The sequence below is a fragment of the Endozoicomonas gorgoniicola genome (assembly GCF_025562715.2).
Lineage (GTDB): Bacteria > Pseudomonadota > Gammaproteobacteria > Pseudomonadales > Endozoicomonadaceae > Endozoicomonas_A > Endozoicomonas_A gorgoniicola.
In genome coordinates this window covers 827,599-844,741 of the sequence record NZ_JAPFCC010000001.1, presented here as the reverse complement: position 1 = coordinate 844,741, position 17,143 = coordinate 827,599, and the positions used below count along the sequence as shown (strand labels likewise).

The 17,143-nt window shown below is 50.1% G+C and carries 22 protein-coding genes; 7 read left to right on the top strand and 15 right to left on the bottom strand.

Features of this window, described 5'->3' with window-relative positions; translation table 11 throughout:
* Positions 1 to 1,848 (bottom strand): phage terminase large subunit family protein, encoded by a 1,848-nt coding sequence (locus NX722_RS03945; RefSeq protein WP_262566807.1) that lies wholly within the window; start codon positions 1,846 to 1,848, stop codon positions 1 to 3.
* The gene (locus tag NX722_RS03940) at positions 1,845 to 2,336 is read right to left on the bottom strand and encodes a hypothetical protein (RefSeq protein WP_262566806.1); all 492 of its coding nucleotides are present in this window, start codon (positions 2,334 to 2,336) and stop codon (positions 1,845 to 1,847) included. Before NX722_RS03940 ends, NX722_RS03945 begins: the two co-directional genes overlap by 4 nt.
* Positions 2,337 to 2,489: 153 nt before the next feature.
* On the opposite strand from NX722_RS03940, the gene NX722_RS03935 reads away from it, so the two are divergent.
* The 3 genes from NX722_RS03935 to NX722_RS03925 are packed head-to-tail and all read left to right on the top strand — an operon-like array spanning position 2,490 to position 3,499.
* Complete coding sequence (locus NX722_RS03935) at positions 2,490 to 2,663, top strand: DUF6900 domain-containing protein (protein ID WP_262566805.1); 174 nt, start codon at positions 2,490 to 2,492, stop codon at positions 2,661 to 2,663.
* Between the two features lie 18 nt (positions 2,664 to 2,681).
* Positions 2,682 to 3,161, top strand: coding sequence for a DUF3489 domain-containing protein (locus NX722_RS03930; RefSeq protein WP_262566804.1), 480 nt, complete (start codon positions 2,682 to 2,684; stop codon positions 3,159 to 3,161).
* Complete coding sequence (locus NX722_RS03925) at positions 3,158 to 3,499, top strand: hypothetical protein (RefSeq protein WP_262566803.1); 342 nt, start codon at positions 3,158 to 3,160, stop codon at positions 3,497 to 3,499. Before NX722_RS03930 ends, NX722_RS03925 begins: the two co-directional genes overlap by 4 nt.
* A gap of 493 nt (positions 3,500 to 3,992) precedes the next feature.
* Here the strand turns inward: NX722_RS03925 and NX722_RS03920 are convergent, their stop codons facing one another.
* From NX722_RS03920 to NX722_RS03860, 13 genes are all read right to left on the bottom strand, one after another.
* Positions 3,993 to 4,715, bottom strand: coding sequence for a hypothetical protein (locus NX722_RS03920; protein ID WP_262566802.1), 723 nt, complete (start codon positions 4,713 to 4,715; stop codon positions 3,993 to 3,995).
* Between the two features lie 22 nt (positions 4,716 to 4,737).
* Positions 4,738 to 5,106, bottom strand: coding sequence for a holin family protein (locus tag NX722_RS03915; protein WP_262566801.1), 369 nt, complete (start codon positions 5,104 to 5,106; stop codon positions 4,738 to 4,740).
* Positions 5,103 to 5,546, bottom strand: coding sequence for an N-acetylmuramoyl-L-alanine amidase (locus NX722_RS03910; protein WP_262566800.1), 444 nt, complete (start codon positions 5,544 to 5,546; stop codon positions 5,103 to 5,105). Before NX722_RS03910 ends, NX722_RS03915 begins: the two co-directional genes overlap by 4 nt.
* A 3-nt stretch (positions 5,547 to 5,549) precedes the next feature.
* Entirely contained in the window at positions 5,550 to 5,825 is a 276-nt protein-coding gene (locus NX722_RS03905; protein WP_262566799.1) for a hypothetical protein, read from the bottom strand.
* Positions 5,791 to 7,068 (bottom strand): site-specific DNA-methyltransferase, encoded by a 1,278-nt coding sequence (locus NX722_RS03900; RefSeq protein WP_262566798.1) that lies wholly within the window; start codon positions 7,066 to 7,068, stop codon positions 5,791 to 5,793. Before NX722_RS03900 ends, NX722_RS03905 begins: the two co-directional genes overlap by 35 nt.
* Positions 7,069 to 7,257: 189 nt before the next feature.
* Positions 7,258 to 7,629: a DUF6362 family protein gene (locus tag NX722_RS03895; RefSeq protein WP_262566797.1), complete on the bottom strand. Its 372-nt coding sequence runs from the start codon at positions 7,627 to 7,629 to the stop codon at positions 7,258 to 7,260.
* A gap of 310 nt (positions 7,630 to 7,939) precedes the next feature.
* Complete coding sequence (locus NX722_RS03890) at positions 7,940 to 10,051, bottom strand: AAA family ATPase (protein ID WP_262566796.1); 2,112 nt, start codon at positions 10,049 to 10,051, stop codon at positions 7,940 to 7,942.
* A 51-nt stretch (positions 10,052 to 10,102) separates the two neighbouring features.
* Positions 10,103 to 10,726 carry a hypothetical protein gene (locus NX722_RS03885; protein ID WP_262566795.1) on the bottom strand — a complete coding sequence of 208 codons (624 nt, stop codon included), beginning with the start codon at positions 10,724 to 10,726 and terminating at the stop codon, positions 10,103 to 10,105.
* The gene (locus NX722_RS03880; protein WP_262566794.1) at positions 10,723 to 11,571 is read right to left on the bottom strand and encodes an ATP-binding protein; all 849 of its coding nucleotides are present in this window, start codon (positions 11,569 to 11,571) and stop codon (positions 10,723 to 10,725) included. Before NX722_RS03880 ends, NX722_RS03885 begins: the two co-directional genes overlap by 4 nt.
* Complete coding sequence (locus NX722_RS03875) at positions 11,568 to 12,035, bottom strand: hypothetical protein (RefSeq protein ID WP_262566793.1); 468 nt, start codon at positions 12,033 to 12,035, stop codon at positions 11,568 to 11,570. Before NX722_RS03875 ends, NX722_RS03880 begins: the two co-directional genes overlap by 4 nt.
* On the bottom strand, positions 12,032 to 12,247 hold the full coding sequence (locus tag NX722_RS03870) for a helix-turn-helix transcriptional regulator (protein WP_262566792.1): 216 nt from the start codon (positions 12,245 to 12,247) through the stop codon (positions 12,032 to 12,034). Before NX722_RS03870 ends, NX722_RS03875 begins: the two co-directional genes overlap by 4 nt.
* 169 nt (positions 12,248 to 12,416) lie before the next feature.
* Entirely contained in the window at positions 12,417 to 13,388 is a 972-nt protein-coding gene (locus tag NX722_RS03865; RefSeq protein ID WP_262566791.1) for a hypothetical protein, read from the bottom strand.
* Positions 13,381 to 14,538, bottom strand: coding sequence for a hypothetical protein (locus NX722_RS03860; protein WP_262566790.1), 1,158 nt, complete (start codon positions 14,536 to 14,538; stop codon positions 13,381 to 13,383). The genes NX722_RS03865 and NX722_RS03860 overlap by 8 nt, the downstream gene beginning before the upstream one ends.
* Positions 14,539 to 14,755: 217 nt before the next feature.
* Between NX722_RS03860 and NX722_RS03855 the strand changes: the two genes are divergently transcribed.
* From NX722_RS03855 to NX722_RS03840, 4 genes are read left to right on the top strand one after another with little or no spacing between them, the layout of a single operon-like run.
* A complete protein-coding gene (locus NX722_RS03855) occupies positions 14,756 to 14,941 on the top strand; it encodes a hypothetical protein (protein ID WP_262566789.1) in 186 nt (61 codons plus the stop codon).
* Positions 14,938 to 15,384 (top strand): DUF2924 domain-containing protein, encoded by a 447-nt coding sequence (locus tag NX722_RS03850; protein WP_262566788.1) that lies wholly within the window; start codon positions 14,938 to 14,940, stop codon positions 15,382 to 15,384. The genes NX722_RS03855 and NX722_RS03850 overlap by 4 nt, the downstream gene beginning before the upstream one ends.
* On the top strand, positions 15,371 to 16,705 hold the full coding sequence (locus NX722_RS03845) for a recombinase family protein (protein ID WP_262566787.1): 1,335 nt from the start codon (positions 15,371 to 15,373) through the stop codon (positions 16,703 to 16,705). Before NX722_RS03850 ends, NX722_RS03845 begins: the two co-directional genes overlap by 14 nt.
* Positions 16,705 to 17,139, top strand: coding sequence for a hypothetical protein (locus NX722_RS03840; protein WP_262566786.1), 435 nt, complete (start codon positions 16,705 to 16,707; stop codon positions 17,137 to 17,139). Before NX722_RS03845 ends, NX722_RS03840 begins: the two co-directional genes overlap by 1 nt.
* The last annotated feature ends 4 nt before the right edge of the window (positions 17,140 to 17,143 follow it).

Sequence of the window (17,143 nt, the reverse complement as noted above, 5' to 3'; positions counted from 1 at the left end):
TCATCCATTCAGGTAAGTACTGCGAGAGGTTCTGCGGTGACGGGTTGAAGTCAGCGTGTCGGGTTGCTCCTGTTCGATCTGCACATCAGGCTCCGGTCTCTGTTCAGCCAAACGTACCAGATCCAAACCTCTGTGTTGTTGCAGGATACGAACAGCCGTCAGTGCATACACCCGACAATCCAGCGCTTCATTTCTTTTCTTGCGGGCATCCCATTCAAAATAAGGGACACCGTGTTTGTATTTGCGGATCTTTTCTTCAGCGGTGGCCTGTTTGAAATAGTCTTCATCAAAACAGTCTTTGACCGGCCAGTGGCAATAACCAGCTCCTGGCTCCAGAATTCGATAACGCTGGTAGATCAGCTCTTTGGCGGTGTCGGTACCGACCAGCGTCAGGTAGACACCTTTCTTGTTTCGGGTCTTGGGAAAAGTGGCGATGGGTTTACCTGCCTGTGACGCACCCTTGATAGGGATGAGCCAGTCTGCCCCCTGTTTTCTGGAAAAGGCATAGACCTCATCAGTGAAATGCCCGCCTGAATCCATGCATACCTGGGCCAGATTCATTAATACGCCGTCCTGGCGTCTATAAGGCTGCCGCAGTTTGTCTGCCAGAATGTTCCATATCCCGGGCCGGGACAGATCGCCATAAAGGCGAACATAGTTGACCGACCAGCTTTCCTCACCGGCTCCCCAACCGACGACTTCATACTCAATGCGATCATCCTGAACATCGATACCACAGGTCAGCACCTCGACTGGCCAGGGTACTTCTGCTGGGTAATGTTCACGACGCTGGTAAAGCAATTCGTGATCGACGGTTTCTCCGGTTTCCTGCCAGGTTTGTCCCAGAACCGTATTGGTCCAGTCCTTCAACAGTACCGGATCATCCTTTGCCGCCAGAAAATCAGCAACCGCCTCTTTCCAGCTGTACCAGCCGTTTGGGCTATAAAGCGAGCTGAGATGATAACCCCGAACCGTGATATTGGCTTCTGTGTTCTGCGGTACCCATTGACCGTTTTCAAGCAGTCGGGGCTTGTCATGCTCCTGCATCCGGTGACCACAGGATACGCATTCAAAACAAGCGGTTTCAAGGTCATGGTTGTCAAACCGGATCTGCTGCCACTCAATCGGCTGCATCTCACCACATTCAGTGCAGGGAGCATGATATTGCCGCTGGTCACTGGCCTGATAAGCTGATTCAATCTTGCTGACTCCGGCAATATTGGGTGTGGAGACCATCAGGATTTTACGATTACGGGAAAACGTCGCCGTTCGTTTAATCGCCAGATTGATGGGACTGCCCTCCCCGTCCACATCGTCTTCATAAGCATCCACTTCATCCAGAAACAGAAAGCGGGCAGGCATGGAGCGAAGGCCGGTGGCTGAGTTGGCTCCGGTAATGATCAGCACCCCGTTGGGAAACTCCTTCACCATTTGCGTATTGCCGGAATCCCTGGAGCGAGGGTCTTTGACCTTCTCTCTCAGGATCGGCATTTCCTCAATCATGGGGGCGATGCGCTGCTTGGAGGTTCGCTTCGCCATATCGAGGGTTGGCAACACATACATCATCGGACCTGGCGTGTGGTGAATCACATAACCCAGCCAGTTATTGCCACACTCGGTGCCGCCGACCTGCGCCCCTTTCATAAACGCCACCCGTTCAACCGGTGAAGAAGGCGACAGGCAATCCATAATTTCTTTCAGGTAAGGGGTTCGGGCAGTGCGCCAGCGACCGGCTTCTTTAGCCGCTTTCATGGGCAGGATTCGGTACTCATCGGCCCATTCGGAAACAGAAAGGCGTGTGTCGGGTTTAAGGCCAGCCAAAAAGCCTGAGAAATAAGGTGAACTCACTGACGGCTTAACTCGTTGAGAATGTCTTCTAACTCATTCATTAACAGCTCCCTTATTTTTTTGGGATCGGTTTCTGCTGCCAGTACATCAGCCTGCCGATCTGGAATCCCCATAAGCGCATCCCGCACCATTCGAGCGGCCTGAAACGCATCATCCCGCACCCTGGCGGCATCCGTTAGCTTGCCCGACTTTTCCTCATACTCCATCTTTGCCATTCTGGCCTTGAAGGCTTCGCGCATGGTGCGAGCCGTTACAAAATCAACCGCCTGCCTGGAATCCGTAAGGGTGGCGGGAAAGGCCTCTTGACGAGCAGGAGCCTGCCGTAAGGCGCTAGCAGGTTCTGCCTGTTGCTTCAGGGCGGATAAAGCAGCTTGTTCATCGACCTTGCCATTGACCAGCTTAATCTTGCCCGACTTAACCAGCTTGGCCACATACTGGCGGCTCCAACCTTGACGTTTGGCGAACTCTGATTGTGACAGTAGCGCCATAGACCCCTATTGCTCCCTATAGAACCGTATCGCTCCGTATTGTCTCGCACCCTCCCGCCAACATATTGATTATTAAGAAGATTATCTTGATAACCATCGGTTATAGAGCCTTACTGTACATAACAAAAGCAAATTAACTGAAAGGACAGCCCAATGAACAAGCACATCGAAAAATCTCTGGAAGCCATCGCTCGCAAACACCTGTTTCTGGATACCCTGAAAACCCGGAACAGCAGCGAGGACTTTGAGGAACAAAGCATCTGGAGCATTAAAAAAGCACTGGAAGCCGCCTACCAACAGGGATTTAAAGACGGACAACAGCAATAATCGCGAAGGAGAAGCGCCATGAAAAACAACAAACTCACCCCAGCTCAGGAAAACGTTCTGCAACAAGCCGCTAAAACCGGAACCCTTCAGGCCTCTGACCTCACCATCAGGGGTGGAGCCCGAAACAAAGTGCTGAACAGCCTGACCAGCAAGGGTTTTCTGATTGCCCTTAAAGAGTCAGATACCTACGACATCAGCCCACAGGGAAAAGAGGCCATCGGTATCAGGGAGGATGATAAACCCACTCGCAAAGGCAAAATCCGAACCGGCACCAAACTGCACACCGTGATTGAGTTGCTCAGTCGTCCCGAAGGTGCAGCCATCCACGAAATCATGCGCGAAACCGGCTGGCAGCAACATACGGTTCGGGGAACGCTGGCCGGGTCACTGAAAAAACGACTGGGGCTGACCATTGAGTCTGAAAAGCTGGAAGGCAAGGATCGTACTTACCGGATCACCAGTGGACTGGATGGCCTATTTGGAGAAGCAGAAGCATGAGTACCCGCTCAAGAATTGCGATAAGGCTGCCGGAAGGCAGCTATCGCAGCATTTACTGCCATTTTGATGGTGATCTTGTCGGCCCGATTCTGCAAAAACATTATGCCTCAGACGAAAAAGCCCAAATGATTATCAATAGTGGCGATTTGCGCTCTGTCAGCCCAGACAAGCTGGATACCTATCAGGATCGGGGAGACTCTTGGCGTCATGTCTGCCCTGCTGACAGCCCCGACCTATCGCACTTAACCTCTCTGGCCTGGGAGTCTTGTGCTGAATACCTCTATTACTGGCAGGATGGTGGCTGGCAAGCCATCGTGCTACGAGAACCAAGGCTGTGAACAATCCGATACTTCTGGCCGCTGAACTCACCAGCGGCTCTTTTTTATCCTGCCGCCTGCTGTATCCTGATCGACAGACCTTACCCCACCTAACACGGTGGTATTCCAATCTGCATGAAGCTATTTTTTTGATTCAGCTGGGAGACTTGCACTACCTGAAGGGCAAAAGGGCTTGTGCTTTACATCGGGATTGGGGAGAGCCTTGGATCGACGTTCAGCCTCGACTTTCTCCATCAATCCGCCATCTGAAATCCGTTGCCAGAAGCCTGAAAATCAGCACACTTTTTGTCAACCAGCAGCAACAATGGGTGGTTGACACTATCAGGAATCCAGGTTGACAAAACCACCCCTGGTTGACAGCTGAAAGCCTTATGAGCCGTGGCTTTCAGTACTTTTTGTCAACCACCTGTCAACCCCGATTTTTACTCTGTCGCTGGCGATATTCGGCGGTTCCGCATCCCCGCAGTCGATGAAGGTTCGCAGGGACCCCGGGTTAATAGGCTGATGTTGAAGCTCCGCCGCATGCACCGGCATCAGGTGGTGGATGGTTGTCATCTCTACGAGAGCTTTGAGATATGAAAGTTGCCACTTTGATTGATAGATTTGATCCATAAAGATCTTTAACTGTTTGAAACGAATGAAAATAAACACCATAAGAACCTAGTTTACTCATGTAAACACCATGCCCAACATATAAAGCAACATGAACTGGTTTAGCTTGATTCATAAAAATTACGGCTTCCAATGCTTCAGGCGCTCTTTCCACTAAAGATTCAATTAACTGTCCATTTTCCTGACGGAAGTCACCCGTCTTCAAATAACAACAATATTGAACACAATCCGTCATGGCGTCCATTTTTATGTCTGGTCTATTCTCTAGGATTTGAAATAATCTTTCCTGTAATTCTTCAGGGAGATCCAACACACTATCATTACCATTTCCAAACCCTGAAAAATAAAAAGACACCTCTCTGCTATCATCCTCTTGCTCTGCTAAATTAACTTCTTGGGGTGTACTGGTAAGATCACTATAAACATTTCCATTTCCTATTTGAATCGGATAAAGATATGTTGTCTTATCTCCTGAGCCATATTCACCTGAAAACGTAAAGCTAATTGAAGAGTTTATTATTTTAATAACTACTGCCCATGAACCATGTGAGTTAAGCAGTAAAAAAAATAATAAGAAAAAGCACTTAACTCTGCTAAATGACATATAAAGTCCTTACCCATTTGATTTATGATTTTATTTTATGCACTACCTTTTCAATCCCACGACTGGCAATATAGCCACCAATTCCCAATTGAACAATTGAGAACAGCTTTAATTCCAACTCCGGCGACAAATCTGGAGCTGACCAACCCAACCAACGACACACAACCAGTGCCGTAAACACCAGCATCACAATAGGCCGCCAGCTTCTTTGCAGCCAGCCTTCACCCTGCGCTTCAGCCTTGATCACTCCGGCTTGTTGAGTCAATTCATCCAGCTCACCATTAATCAGCATTTCAGCCAGAACCACTTTCACCTGATCACGGTTCTCTGCATCAGGAAAGAGCTTGTCGATGACCTTCCCCACCAGTGGGATAGCGGCAACCAGGCTCACTGTTTTTCTCCCAGCAGTCCTTCAGCAATCAGCCAACGGTGAACATCAAAGTTCGGACAGGTTTTGACCTTACTCAGGTGGTAATGGCCATGGACAATGGCTTCTGGATACAAAGCCTGATGACCGGCAACGAGCAGCTTCAGCATCCGCTTCTGCAAAGGTGTGAAGTTGTCTTCAGACTGATTGTTATCATCAAGCCCACCCACCAGACAAATACTCACGCTTTCATGATTGTGGCTTTTTGCGTGTGCGCCCCAGTCGTCTACTGGCCTGCCCTGCTTCACCGAGCCATCCCGCTCAATCACCCAGTGATAGCCAATATCAAAAAAGGCACGCTCCATGGTGTGCCAGCGTTTGATGTCGTCAAACGTGACGTTCTGATTGGCCCGGGTAGCCGAGCAATGAATAACGATGTAATTGGTTTCAGTACGCTTACCCATTGCTCACCCCCTGATAAAGTAAGACAACAGCCCAATACTGGCCGTTAAAACAATCCAGCCGAACCGCTCGATGTAGTTGAGCATCACGCCCCGGCGACTGGCCTGAAATTCAAGCACCCTGATGCGCTTTTCCTGAGCGTCCAGCCGTTCATCCTGACGGCTGAGGCTGGAAGTCTGATGGGTGATGCGCTCTTCAATCATCGCCAGCCTGGACACCGCATCGCTGAGCTTGTCGAGCTTTGAATCAATCTGATCCAGTCGCCGGGAGAGTTCGTCCATGCCGTTGTTCCCTAATTTGATCAAAGGTCAGTTTGTTTTCTTCGAGATAAGCCTCTTTACCGGTGTACTCCTCCCAGCGACGTACAATCACATCAACGTACTTCGAGTCCAGTTCAGTGAGCCGGGCACTGCGGTGGGTTTTCTCGCAGGCGATCAGGGTTGAACCAGAACCACCAAACAGGTCCAACACAATATCCCGACTCTTGGACGAGTTACGTAAGGCCCGTTCAACCAGTTCGACGGGCTTCATGGTGGGGTGCAGGTCATTCTTCGCCGGTTTGCTGTAAAACCACACGTCGCCCTGATCCCGGGCACCACACCAAAAGTGCTGCGAGCCTTCCTTCCAACCGTAGAGAATGGGCTCGTACTGTCGCTGATAATCAGCACGTCCCAGGGTGAAGGTGTTTTTTGCCCAGATGATAAACGTGGACCACTTGCCACCGGCTTCCCGAAAAGCTTTCTGCAACGTATCCAGTTCCGACGACGACATGCAGACGTAAATCGCCCCTTTGCAAACACCCAGCATGTTCGTCATGGCTGCCAGCAGGAAGGTATAAAACTCTGAACCAAGATTGTCGTTTTTGATGCGACGGTCTTTCTTCGCTTTACCGTTTTTCTCAGGGTTGGCGTAGTCCACGTTGTAGGGAGGATCGGTGAATACCATGTCCGCCAGCTGCCCGTCCATGAGTTTTTCAACATCGCCTGGTTCGGTGGCACTGCCACACAACACCCGGTGCTCTCCCAAAACCCATAAATCCCCCGGCTGGCTGACCGGATGCTCTTCAGGCTCCGGGATATCATCGTCGTCAGTCTGACCTTCCGGCTCATCCGTGAGCAGAAACCCCTCTAACTCCTCGTCGGAAAATCCCATCAGGTCCAGATCAAAATCCAGTTCATCCAGCTCCGCCAGTTCCAGTTTCAGCAGCTCTTCGTCCCAGCCGGAGTTCGAAGTGATCTGGTTATCCGCAATGACCAGAGCACGACGCTGGGTCTCTGTCAGATGCCCCAAAACAATCACCGGCACGGTTTCCATGCCCAGTTGCTTTGCCGCCATCAAACGACCATGCCCGGCGACGATCACATCGTCATCGCCCACCAGCACCGGATTCACAAATCCAAACTCCTCGATGGATCGGGCGATTTGGTTGACCTGCTCATCAGAGTGAGTCCGGGCATTGTTGGCGTAGGGCGTGAGGCTGACAACAGAGCGATGTTCGATGGTTTTAACGAGGATTTGAGCCATGGATCATCCTTGCAAACAGGCAATAAAAAACCCCGGACCGGTGAGGTGCGGGGCTCATGTGTACTTTGCTTCGAGCTTAGCGTTAATTTTTAACAAAACCGGGAAAAGTGTCCAATTCTTGAAGTGGTGCCTGTTTTGGCTCTACCCAGATATAAACGGATAACACAAGCTACTCTGAGTTACGTCGGGTTACGTCCTTCGAGACAAATGGATGGAAATCTTGCTCATGGCCTTGCTCCAGTGAGCATAGGGAGTCTTCCGGTTTACACCCATGTCTTCAGCAATCACTCGCCAGGGCAATCCTGATGCCCGAAGCCAGACCAAATCTCGCTCCTCCCTGCTGATCCAGCGAAGCCAACGCATGCACTCGACCATCCGGTCAACAGCATCATCGGAGGGCAATGGTCGCCTGACCACCCTCCCCTCGCTCTGGTACACCTCCCAACGATTGGGATTCACCTCAGGCCAGAAAGCCGCATGCCGGAGGTGAATACCAGACGGCAATTGTCGTGCCACCAGCCAGGCTTCCCGATAGCGTTTTGCCAGTTCATCGGTATCCATTGCGATCTCCTCCGTGAGTCGTTTCCAGCCGGGAACATTACGTGTCAGTAAGGTTGGGAATTTAAGTTCCAACCTTACTTACTTAAGTAAGGGAGGCTGGAAATTGGAAACGGGTTATTTTTCAAGTACTTAACCATTTCCAAAGCGTTTCCATTTCCAGTCCTCTGGAAATGCGACACATGTCTTTTTATTTTTGGTTATAAGTCTATGAAACAGTCACTTATAGAGTTTTCTTAAAGTTGTCTCTATTTCCAAAAGCTCTGGAAACGTTCCGGAAACGCTGGAAACCGGAAACGTTCTGGAAACGGTTTTAGCTCTGAAACGGACAATCTGCACCCGCTTTTATGACACCTTTTCCTTGTGCAAAACTCCCCCAGGGAGAGTCCAGCCACTTCTGTTCTTTGGAATTTAATAATGTTCCTTTGACGATTCTTGGCGGGTGTTCATTCAGCAACTCCTGCACCATATTTTCCAACCGGTGACGGGACATTGGGTGAAACTCACCCGGTAGACGATGCCGTTGCTTGAAGACGCCATTAACTCCTGTATGTGTTAATGGATGGCCGCGCTCAGCACATTGCCGAATGGCACCTGCCAACTCACCTGACAGATCATGACTTGAAGGCTCACTGCGCCTGATCCGTGTCGTTAAGTCTTCCAGCAAACCGACAAAGTTTCGCTTAAAGGTTCGCAGTGTCCGGTCTGCAGGTCCATTGGATTTAACCACGGTTCCCATGTAGATGCTCCGGGGCTCTGCTGTCAGGTTCAGAGTGGTACAGACCTGTTGAACCATCTGCTCCTGAGCTGGCCAGATGGCATAAGCCATTCGGGAACCATCCACCAGGGCCGTACTGCCACGAATGGCGTCCCTTGCTTGCTCTGGACTCTCAATAGGTTTCTGGCCGGGTGGTTTACGCATATGATGAATCACAATCACAGCAGCACTGGTTTCACAGGCCAGGTTAGCCATCAGCCCTGTAAGATAGCTTCCCACTGCCGGATCAGCATTGACATCTCCATGAACAAAGGACGACAACGGATCAAAGACCACCAGCGTCAAATCATCAATTGCCTGTAGCTGACGAACCACCTGAACGAACTCAGGTGTCGTGTTAGGACCATCAGAGGTTTCCCGGACAATGGGAAAAGGGCCACCAGCATTCGGAAGTGGAACAATCAGAAGTTTTTCAGCGTATTTTAATCTCAGATTATTGGCGTCCAGTTTTTCCAGGCGACGATGCACTTCTGCATGATCATCCTCAGCGGTAAAGACGACTGCAGTGCCATGCTGAAGCACCCGGCCACCAAACACCTCATCTCCGGTACTCTCACCACAAGCCACTTCCAGAGCCAGCTTCAGAGTCAGCATACCTTTACCGGTGTCACCCATTGCCGCCAGAATAGAGACCACGCCCATTGGAAAGGAACCATCAATCAAGTACTTCTGCTCCGGTGCTTTCCCCTGATAGCGCAAGGCGCTCCAGTCACGAATACAGAGCCCACCTGACTTGATAGTCTTGCGGTCAGCAGTCGTCATCCAGTGATCAATATCAAAGCTTTCTCCAGCAGCATCCGCTGCATCCCACTTTTCGGGTTTATCCACTGGAGGCTTCAATACAACAACAGATAACGCTCCAGCATCGGCAATCGCTTTAGCGGCGTTGAAAGCGTACTCTAATCCTGCATCGTCGTTATCAGGCCAAAGGGTTACACGCTTGCCTTTCAGTGGCGACCAGTCAGTTTTATCCGTAGGGGCCTTTGCGCCATTCATGGCCGTCGTGGCGCAATAGCCGCTTTCAATCAGAGCCTGAGCAGCCTTCTCCCCCTCCACCAGCAAGACTTCGTTCGCTGATTTGATGCCTGGCTGGTTATAAAGCGGTCTTGGGTTCGGAGCCTTGGTTTTGCGTGTTTTAACATCCCACGGTCTGAACTCTTTACCATCCGGGGTATCGTAGCGGTAGACACAGGCGATCAGGTTTCCTTCACTGTCGTGGTAATCCCACTTGCCCGTATGATGACCAAGGTCTTCATAATCGTCCTGATGGCTGGCAGTAACAGGGGGTGAGAATAAAGGCATCCCCAGCCACTCCGCCATGAAGCGGATGATTTCAGGAAAATCCCGCTGGGCATCCAGTTTCTGGTGTTCAGCGGTCAGGCTGATAATATCCCCACCCTCACTGCTCTCAAAGTCATGCCAAAGCCCGGCTTCGTTGCCCGAAAGTTCCACTTCCAGACTCTTGCCTTTCTTGCCCTGGACATTGCCCAGAACAAACTTCTGACCTCTCTGCTTACCGTTGGGAAACAGCCAGTTCAAATACTCGGGCAATCGTTCCTGAATACGTCGCTTGACGTCTTCAGCATCGAGCTTGTCGCCCGAGCCCTGCTCAGGTACGTCGTTAAAATCAAGCCACTTATTATTCATCCTTACCGTCCCTGTCGGGGAAAAGCCCACCAAACGGTGGGCTTAAGAGCCTTAATCCCACTGGTTGTTGTAGCTATCCGCCGGGTGCGGAGCAGAATCCGGAGGACTGTAGAGCTGCGATTGCAACTGACTGTGAGTAGGCTTGGGCTGCTGGGTTGTCTGTGGAGCCGCACCACCCTGCATCAACTGGGCATACTGCTTATGCTCTGGCGTAATGGCCTGCTTGATGACATTTTTAGGGTCGTCGTACTGATCCTTTTCCGTGCTGACTTTAGCCAGGAACTCAATGCCATCCAGCTCAGACAGGGACTGTAACTGCCGGGCTTTGTAAGCAGGTGGACTGTTGTCGTCTGCCTTGATACCACGAGCCGACTGGAGAATACCTCGGACAAAAGAGCGCCCCATATTCTCCCACTCCGGCCCCTTGGGACTATGCATACCGATCAGTGACCAGATTTTGCGCTTGGCATACTGCCCTTCCAGTACCGTAAACTCAGCGTTCAGATAGACGGCACCGGTGTCACCCTGGGTGGCATAACCTCCGGTCCAGCCCATCTCGGGATGGTCAAATCCGCCCGGTTTGATGCTCATCCGGACTTTGACCAGAGTGCCTGAAGGGATCACATCGTAACTGCCCTGATCGTTAGCGTCGTTAAAGTCATTCCAGCGAGTCATTGCTGTTTCTCCGTTCCATGAGATTGAGTTTCGAAGTGGACAGGCTGTCTTGATCCGGTGTGGATCTTGTTAAACAGCTGTCCAAGGTGAGGCGGCTCGAATACATCCAGTCGTCCGCTGCGATCCTTGGCTGGGTAGCCATAGGGGTTAAGGGTCTGGCAAACAAAGGTACGACGCAGGTTGCCTTCTTCATCGGGTAGGCTGGCCAGTGTAACCACCTGGTCAACAATGCCCGGTAACTCCAGCCCGGTTTTACTGCCTTCGATCTGCAGCTGGTGAAGCTTGCGGTTAAAGTCGTCTACCCGCTCTTCCAGAATGGCGACAAACACCACGTTCTTGCCTCTGGCGTGTTGCAGGTGAGTCAGTGCCGCGATCATCTCTTGCCCGTGCAGACCATACGCTCCGCGAGTGTCGGGCTTGCCGGTTTTCTCGGAGAAAGCCTGCGGCTGGCCTTTGCACCACTGGAAGCAAAGCCGTCCCAGCACCGTGATGGAGTCAATGAAATAAGTGTCGTACTTATCCAAAGTTTTCGGATCACCGTATTTACGACAAACTGAATCGTAATGTGCCTTGGAGTAAACCTGATCATCCCGCAAGGCCGGATTAGGGCCACCCAGAAATACCGCAAAGTTACGAAACTCTGACCAGGTAGCCGGACGAATGGTGTCGCCCTGCCAGTCCTGCACTGCCAGATCACCAGCTTCCAAATCCACAAACAGGGTGGAGTCCGTATTCAAGCTGTGCAGAAGCGTCGTTTTACCAACCCCGCTATTGCCGAGCAGAACGCACTTGATACCTTTGCGTTCCTGGCTGCGCTGCTCTGCGTTTAAAATAGGAAGGCTCATACATCACCTCCCACCAGCCTGTAGGTACAGTGACCCGGCTTGATTTTTAATGCAGGTTCAAAAGATCGACGAAGCTGCTGTGGCCACTGATCAAACTTCTCCTGCGACACTGAGTACTCAACATCCAGAAACTCCGAAGGATCTTCACCCTGTTCCTGAATCCGCTGAGCAATCGCTTTAAGTTTCTGCTGATCCCAGCTCACTTCCCTGGGCTGGTCCACCAGCACCCGGGTTCCTTCGTCATCAAAGCTGACGGTTCCGAAGTCTTGCTGTAACTGCGAACGAAGCTGAGAGGCACGGTAGACATATTTATAAGCAACCACGGATTCCAACCAGAGCTTCTGGGTCTCTAACTGACTCATAGCTTTTTCAACATCGTTTAAAAGCAGTGCCAGTTCTTTTCCGGAACAAGACGCCAGCTCTTCGACCTTCATGGTCTGGATATCGTTCAGCTCGATACTCATACCCCACCTCCCTGACACACAACAGGTTGCGATGTCCCAATGTGGGTGTGTGAGTTTTCATGAGCTTCAACATCTTCCTGTCGATAAACGACACGGTTCCCAAGTTTGATATAACGAGGCCCCAAACCCTGCATACGCCACTTTTCCAGGGTGTAAGGACTTATCCGCCAGCGTTGTGCCAGCTCATTCTGGCTCAGGTGTTGAATCTCCATTTCATGCTCCTTCTTGTTTCTTCCAATGGCAGGAACAATAATGGGGCAGCCGAAGTAGCTCAGAAGTAGTTGAGGTGTAGCTGGGAAGTAGCTGGCGTATATTTAGGAGAAAATCAAAAAAAATCCGGCTCATTGGCCGGAATCCAGAGAATCAGGGTTGTACTATTTATTATGGAGATGATCTTCGGCGAGTTAACCTCTCAGCCTTGATACTCCAAAGCTTGTTTTCATAACGAATGTAATCTTTCCATCGGTGGTCGTTATAACAGTTACCAGGATGAGTGACTTTAAACCCTTCTTCATTCAACTGATCAGTGGTAATTCCTGCATTACCCGCTAACCAGGCATCATAGATCAGACTGGTTACCCCACAGCGTTTCTCACCACGAATATCCCAAGGTTCACGATTGTCTGCCTTAAAGCGCCCCTGAATACCATAGCATTCCCATCGAACTTCCAGCTTACCTGCGTCAGGCTGGAAAGTTGCTCGCAGAAACTCTTTCAGTTTTTTACTCTCTATTCTACAAGGGCTTTCTGAAGACAGCAGTGACATAACCGAGACTACCGGATAACCGCCTGGCAAAGGGAGCAGATGATCATATCGCTCAGGTACTGTCAGAATCACGCCAGCCCCTTTGCCGCTCCAGCTATCCAGCCCCTGATAAATGCTCTTGTAGCCACCCATACTAGTCAGGTGTCTTGCAAGTAAAACCTGGTAAAGCTGTTCATCAACCCGAAGGTTTCCCAGCCATTCCAACTGTGTTGGAACCACAGTAATCTGGTCGCCGGTCAGCTTCAGGTGGCTCTTGAGTACTTTGATCAACCAGTCTAGATCATAGAAGTACTGACGCTGCTGCTCTTCAGTAATTTCAATAAATCCTTCAGAAGCGCAATAGCAAGTGAAAACGCCTGGCTCGCGCTCAATCACGTCAAGCCACTGGATACCATCGGTTGTATCAATGGGAATTTCATACGCCAGACCATCTGGGGCCAAGGCTCCCGAACTGATAATATCCGTCGCTTCATTGGGCGCATCAACCTCCAGGCTAGCCTTCAGAATCCTGTCGGTATTCGTTTCGTAAAGACCGGCCAGATAACGAAAAGTCCGCTTCCTTTCAGGCAGCTTCAGCACTTCAGTCATGGGTTAGCCCCCACTCCTTCAGCTTATTCCAGCTGAGGTAGCGTTCACGTTCAGTCAGCTCCTGCAAATTGGATGAACAAGGCGTTTTGAGATGAATCGTGGTGCTATTCGCCCGACTCTGTCCTTCTTTCTTACGGAACTTTACCGCAATGGATGCCTCAACAACGATGTAGTGTTCGCTATGCAGCAGTGAATCCTGCTGATCTTCCCGCATAACTTGATAAACATTCATTTCGTGGGCTTTTCGTGCAGGGGAGTGAACCGTATAAGTCGCATCGGTTTGAGTAGATCTGAATTTAAGAGCGGCAACAGACACCTGTTCAATACCCTCTTCCCGGTTGAATGGCAGAGGTTTTTCTGATTTCAAGACATCCAGAGTCAACTGCCTTTTTTCTAGTTTCTCTGGTGCCTGCTCTATACCCAACCCATTACTGGTAAAAAGCTCAGCCAACTGTTCTCGCTCCTGCTTTCTGCGGGTGACAACTTCCAGCTCTCCCTTTTTGGGGTTCCAGAGAAAAGCGTATTCTCTTGCAGGCTTAACCATGGTTTCCCTGAGCGTTTTTTTCTCCCGGGAAACTTCTTTTAAAAGGCTGGGTAGACCTTCACGGTATACCATTACCTGCTGTAGAGCTTCTATCGTGCCATCAATACATGGTCGTTCACGTTCAAACAGCTCCACCAGCACTTCATCATCACCACCAAAGTGCTGCACAAGGTACTTTTTTAGCTGGTCCAAATCCGGTAGCTGATCCACGCTGGACAAAACTTTGAAACTATCCCACTTGGCAGTTAACCGGGCCTCATCAGCAAAGCGCTCACTTTCAGCCTGCTCAAAAACGGACTGCTCATGAAGAAACACCCAGGTTGACTGATTATAAGGGCCACTCTGCACAGCATAGGTCGTTTTATCACAAACCAACCGGGCCAGAATCTCCTGTCCCACATCGTCCGTCATATGGTCAATGCGCCGGGTAAAATCATTAAACATCTGTCGTTGTCTCTTATTCAGAGAAGCAACGACTTCCGACAAATCAATAGTCGTAATGAATTCAGGCTCGTGGGCAATAACCCTGTCTACTTTTGAAATACTGGTTAACTTCAGTAATTCACGGCAATAACTGTCCGAGATATGTCTCAGGACTCGTTTCATATGGGGCATCCAAACCTCCAATGTTTACCGTTCTACTGCTATTCTCCGGCTTATTATTTATTACTGTTCTTTTATACAGTGCATATCTTGTCCCTGACTGCCTTGGTTGTCAATGTTTCTGAGGAAGCCATACAGAGCCAGATACTCCGGTATGGAATCAAAAATAAATAAACACAACACTGGCGATAAGACTTCGTAAAACCATCAGGCGCTCATCATGGACGAACCTTTATCATCAGAACCAACAAAATCCCCTGGCGAAGAAATCATCTTTCTGTTGACCGCTGCCATTCTCCGCAAGCAACAGAAAGCCCGACACAAAGAACCTGTTCGACTGGATAAACCGGCTACCTCATGCATGACTGTAGACACTGCTGAGAATAACGACAGAGGTAGCTTATGAAAGAAGAGAGTATCGCAGCGAGGGTGCTGGCACTGCAGAAGATGAAAACCGATGAACTCAGAATGCTATGGCGGGAGTTGTACGGCAAACCGGCACCTGGCCTGGATCTTCGAATTTTACGACAACGGTTAGCCAACCGGATTCAGGAGCTGGCTTTTGGTGGACTGAGTGAGAAGAGCAAAGAACGGCTCAAGCAGGCCAGCAAGCATAGTGAGCACAAACCAAAGCCTAAAAACAGCCGTTTGTTCAGGCCGCCTTTGGGTACGGTCATCACCAAAGAGTATAACGGTGAGGAACATCGGGTCATTGTCACACCGGAAGGGTTTGAGTACCGGGGAGTGATTTACAAAAGCCTGAGCAAAATTGCACAGACCATTACTGGCTCTAGCTGGTCGGGTCCTTTATTTTTCGGCCTGAAAGGAGGTCAGAATGCCAACAACTAAAAACACGTTGGTGAAAAAGCGATGCGCCATTTATACCCGTAAATCATCAGAAGAAGGGTTAGAGCAAGAGTTTAACTCGTTACATGCCCAAAGGGATGCCGCCGAAGCGTACATTCACTCCCAGAAGCATGAAGGCTGGGTACTGGTACCCGATGACTATAACGATGGTGGCTTTTCCGGAGGTAATGTTGAGCGCCCTGCGTTGCAGCGACTGCTTCGGGATGTTCAGGCCGGGCTTGTCGATATTGTGGTGGTTTATAAGGTAGACAGGCTAAGTCGTTCACTGGCTGATTTTGCCCAGCTGGTGGATCTGTTTGATAAACATAATGTGTCGTTTGTTTCCGTAACCCAGCAATTTAACACCACCAGCAGTATGGGAAGACTTACTCTCAATATTCTGCTGTCGTTTTCACAGTTTGAAAGGGAAGTGACGAGCGAGCGCATCAGGGATAAATTCCTGCTCTCGAAAAAGAAAGGCATGTGGATGGGTGGCAACCCGCCATTGGGCTATGACGTCAATGAGCGCAAACTCATTATTAATCCGGCAGAAGCTGAAATCGTTAAGCTGATTTTTAAAACCTTCGTCAAAACACGCTCAATTATCGCCACTTGTGAAGTGGTCAACGAACAAGGTCATAAAACCAAGCAGATACCTTTGCGGGATGGTGGTAGCCGGGGAGGTATCGAGTTTGCCAAAAATACGATTCATCGCATTCTGAAGAACCGGATCTACATTGGCGAGATCGGTAACAAGGGGCAATGGTATCCTGGCGAACACAAACCGATTATCACTATGGATTTATGGGCAAAGGCTCATGGTACTTTCGATGTGCATGCCAGCCTGCGCTCCAGAGAGTCACGACAAAGAAAGAACCCATCTTTCTTGAGAGGATTATTGTTCGGTCCCGACGGCCATGCCCTGACCACCAGCAGTATCCGCCGTAACGGGCAACAGTTCCGTTATTACGTGAGTCGCACTGCACAAGCCAAAGGCTATAAAAACGCGCCCTTGCCGCCCCTGTCGGCCACTGCTGTTGAGAATCTCATACTGGAAGAAACCCGCAAAAGGCTGACCAGTCCGGAGCTGCTGTTTAAAGTGTGGCAGCAGGCCAGTGAGGTAGATAAAACCATCAGTGAAGACATCATTCGAACGGCGTTAAACGACCTCGCTTCCATTTGGGATGAATTGTTCGCACCGGAAAAGCGTCGTCTGGTTGAGTTGCTGATCAAGCGCATTGAACTGGATCTGAACCAAGTGACCATTTACTACCAACCGGATGGCATCAACGCCGTCACACAAGAACTGCAAGGAGCTACATAATGGCAAGAATACGGAAAACCGCTGAAGAAACCGTTGAGTTTCTGGAAGATGAGAACCTAATCAAAGTCACTGTACCCATCCGGATTTTTCACCGGGGCGGTAAAGCCACCATTGAAACACCTGACGGCATGATTGGCCATGAGGATATGGTGTCTCTTCAGAGAGCTTTGATTCAGGGGCATCGGTGGATGAAGATGCTAGAAAGCGGAAGGTTTAAGAGCGTTCGCAATCTGGCAGAAAAAGAGAAAATAGACAAGGCCAGGATCTCAAAGTTAATCCGACTGACCTGTCTGGCTCCGGAGATTCAGGAAGCGATTCTTTGCAACACCGGAACCTGGGTACTGCTCCTGAAGGATTGCCTGAAACCGTTCCCGATGCTGTGGGACGAGCAAAGGGAACACTTCAAAAGCCTGTCAATGCAGCTTTCACAATGAATTG

Bases quoted from the DNA above. Each gene is read 5' to 3' on its own strand.
- NX722_RS03940 (WP_262566806.1), bottom strand. From the start codon at position 2,336: ATGGCGCTACTGTCACAATCAGAGTTCGCCAAACGTCAAGGTTGGAGC.
- NX722_RS03925 (WP_262566803.1), top strand. From the start codon at position 3,158: ATGAGTACCCGCTCAAGAATTGCGATAAGGCTGCCGGAAGGCAGCTAT.
- NX722_RS03920 (WP_262566802.1), bottom strand. From the start codon at position 4,715: ATGTCATTTAGCAGAGTTAAGTGCTTTTTCTTATTATTTTTTTTACTG.
- NX722_RS03930 (WP_262566804.1), top strand. From the start codon at position 2,682: ATGAAAAACAACAAACTCACCCCAGCTCAGGAAAACGTTCTGCAACAA.
- NX722_RS03910 (WP_262566800.1), bottom strand. From the start codon at position 5,546: ATGGGTAAGCGTACTGAAACCAATTACATCGTTATTCATTGCTCGGCT.
- NX722_RS03890 (WP_262566796.1), bottom strand. From the start codon at position 10,051: ATGAATAATAAGTGGCTTGATTTTAACGACGTACCTGAGCAGGGCTCG.
- NX722_RS03870 (WP_262566792.1), bottom strand. From the start codon at position 12,247: ATGGAGATTCAACACCTGAGCCAGAATGAGCTGGCACAACGCTGGCGG.
- NX722_RS03855 (WP_262566789.1), top strand. From the start codon at position 14,756: ATGGACGAACCTTTATCATCAGAACCAACAAAATCCCCTGGCGAAGAA.
- NX722_RS03935 (WP_262566805.1), top strand. From the start codon at position 2,490: ATGAACAAGCACATCGAAAAATCTCTGGAAGCCATCGCTCGCAAACAC.
- NX722_RS03860 (WP_262566790.1), bottom strand. From the start codon at position 14,538: ATGAAACGAGTCCTGAGACATATCTCGGACAGTTATTGCCGTGAATTA.
- NX722_RS03880 (WP_262566794.1), bottom strand. From the start codon at position 11,571: ATGAGCCTTCCTATTTTAAACGCAGAGCAGCGCAGCCAGGAACGCAAA.
- NX722_RS03850 (WP_262566788.1), top strand. From the start codon at position 14,938: ATGAAAGAAGAGAGTATCGCAGCGAGGGTGCTGGCACTGCAGAAGATG.
- NX722_RS03865 (WP_262566791.1), bottom strand. From the start codon at position 13,388: ATGACTGAAGTGCTGAAGCTGCCTGAAAGGAAGCGGACTTTTCGTTAT.
- NX722_RS03905 (WP_262566799.1), bottom strand. From the start codon at position 5,825: ATGGACGAACTCTCCCGGCGACTGGATCAGATTGATTCAAAGCTCGAC.
- NX722_RS03895 (WP_262566797.1), bottom strand. From the start codon at position 7,629: ATGGATACCGATGAACTGGCAAAACGCTATCGGGAAGCCTGGCTGGTG.
- NX722_RS03840 (WP_262566786.1), top strand. From the start codon at position 16,705: ATGGCAAGAATACGGAAAACCGCTGAAGAAACCGTTGAGTTTCTGGAA.
- NX722_RS03845 (WP_262566787.1), top strand. From the start codon at position 15,371: ATGCCAACAACTAAAAACACGTTGGTGAAAAAGCGATGCGCCATTTAT.
- NX722_RS03900 (WP_262566798.1), bottom strand. From the start codon at position 7,068: ATGGCTCAAATCCTCGTTAAAACCATCGAACATCGCTCTGTTGTCAGC.
- NX722_RS03875 (WP_262566793.1), bottom strand. From the start codon at position 12,035: ATGAGTATCGAGCTGAACGATATCCAGACCATGAAGGTCGAAGAGCTG.
- NX722_RS03885 (WP_262566795.1), bottom strand. From the start codon at position 10,726: ATGACTCGCTGGAATGACTTTAACGACGCTAACGATCAGGGCAGTTAC.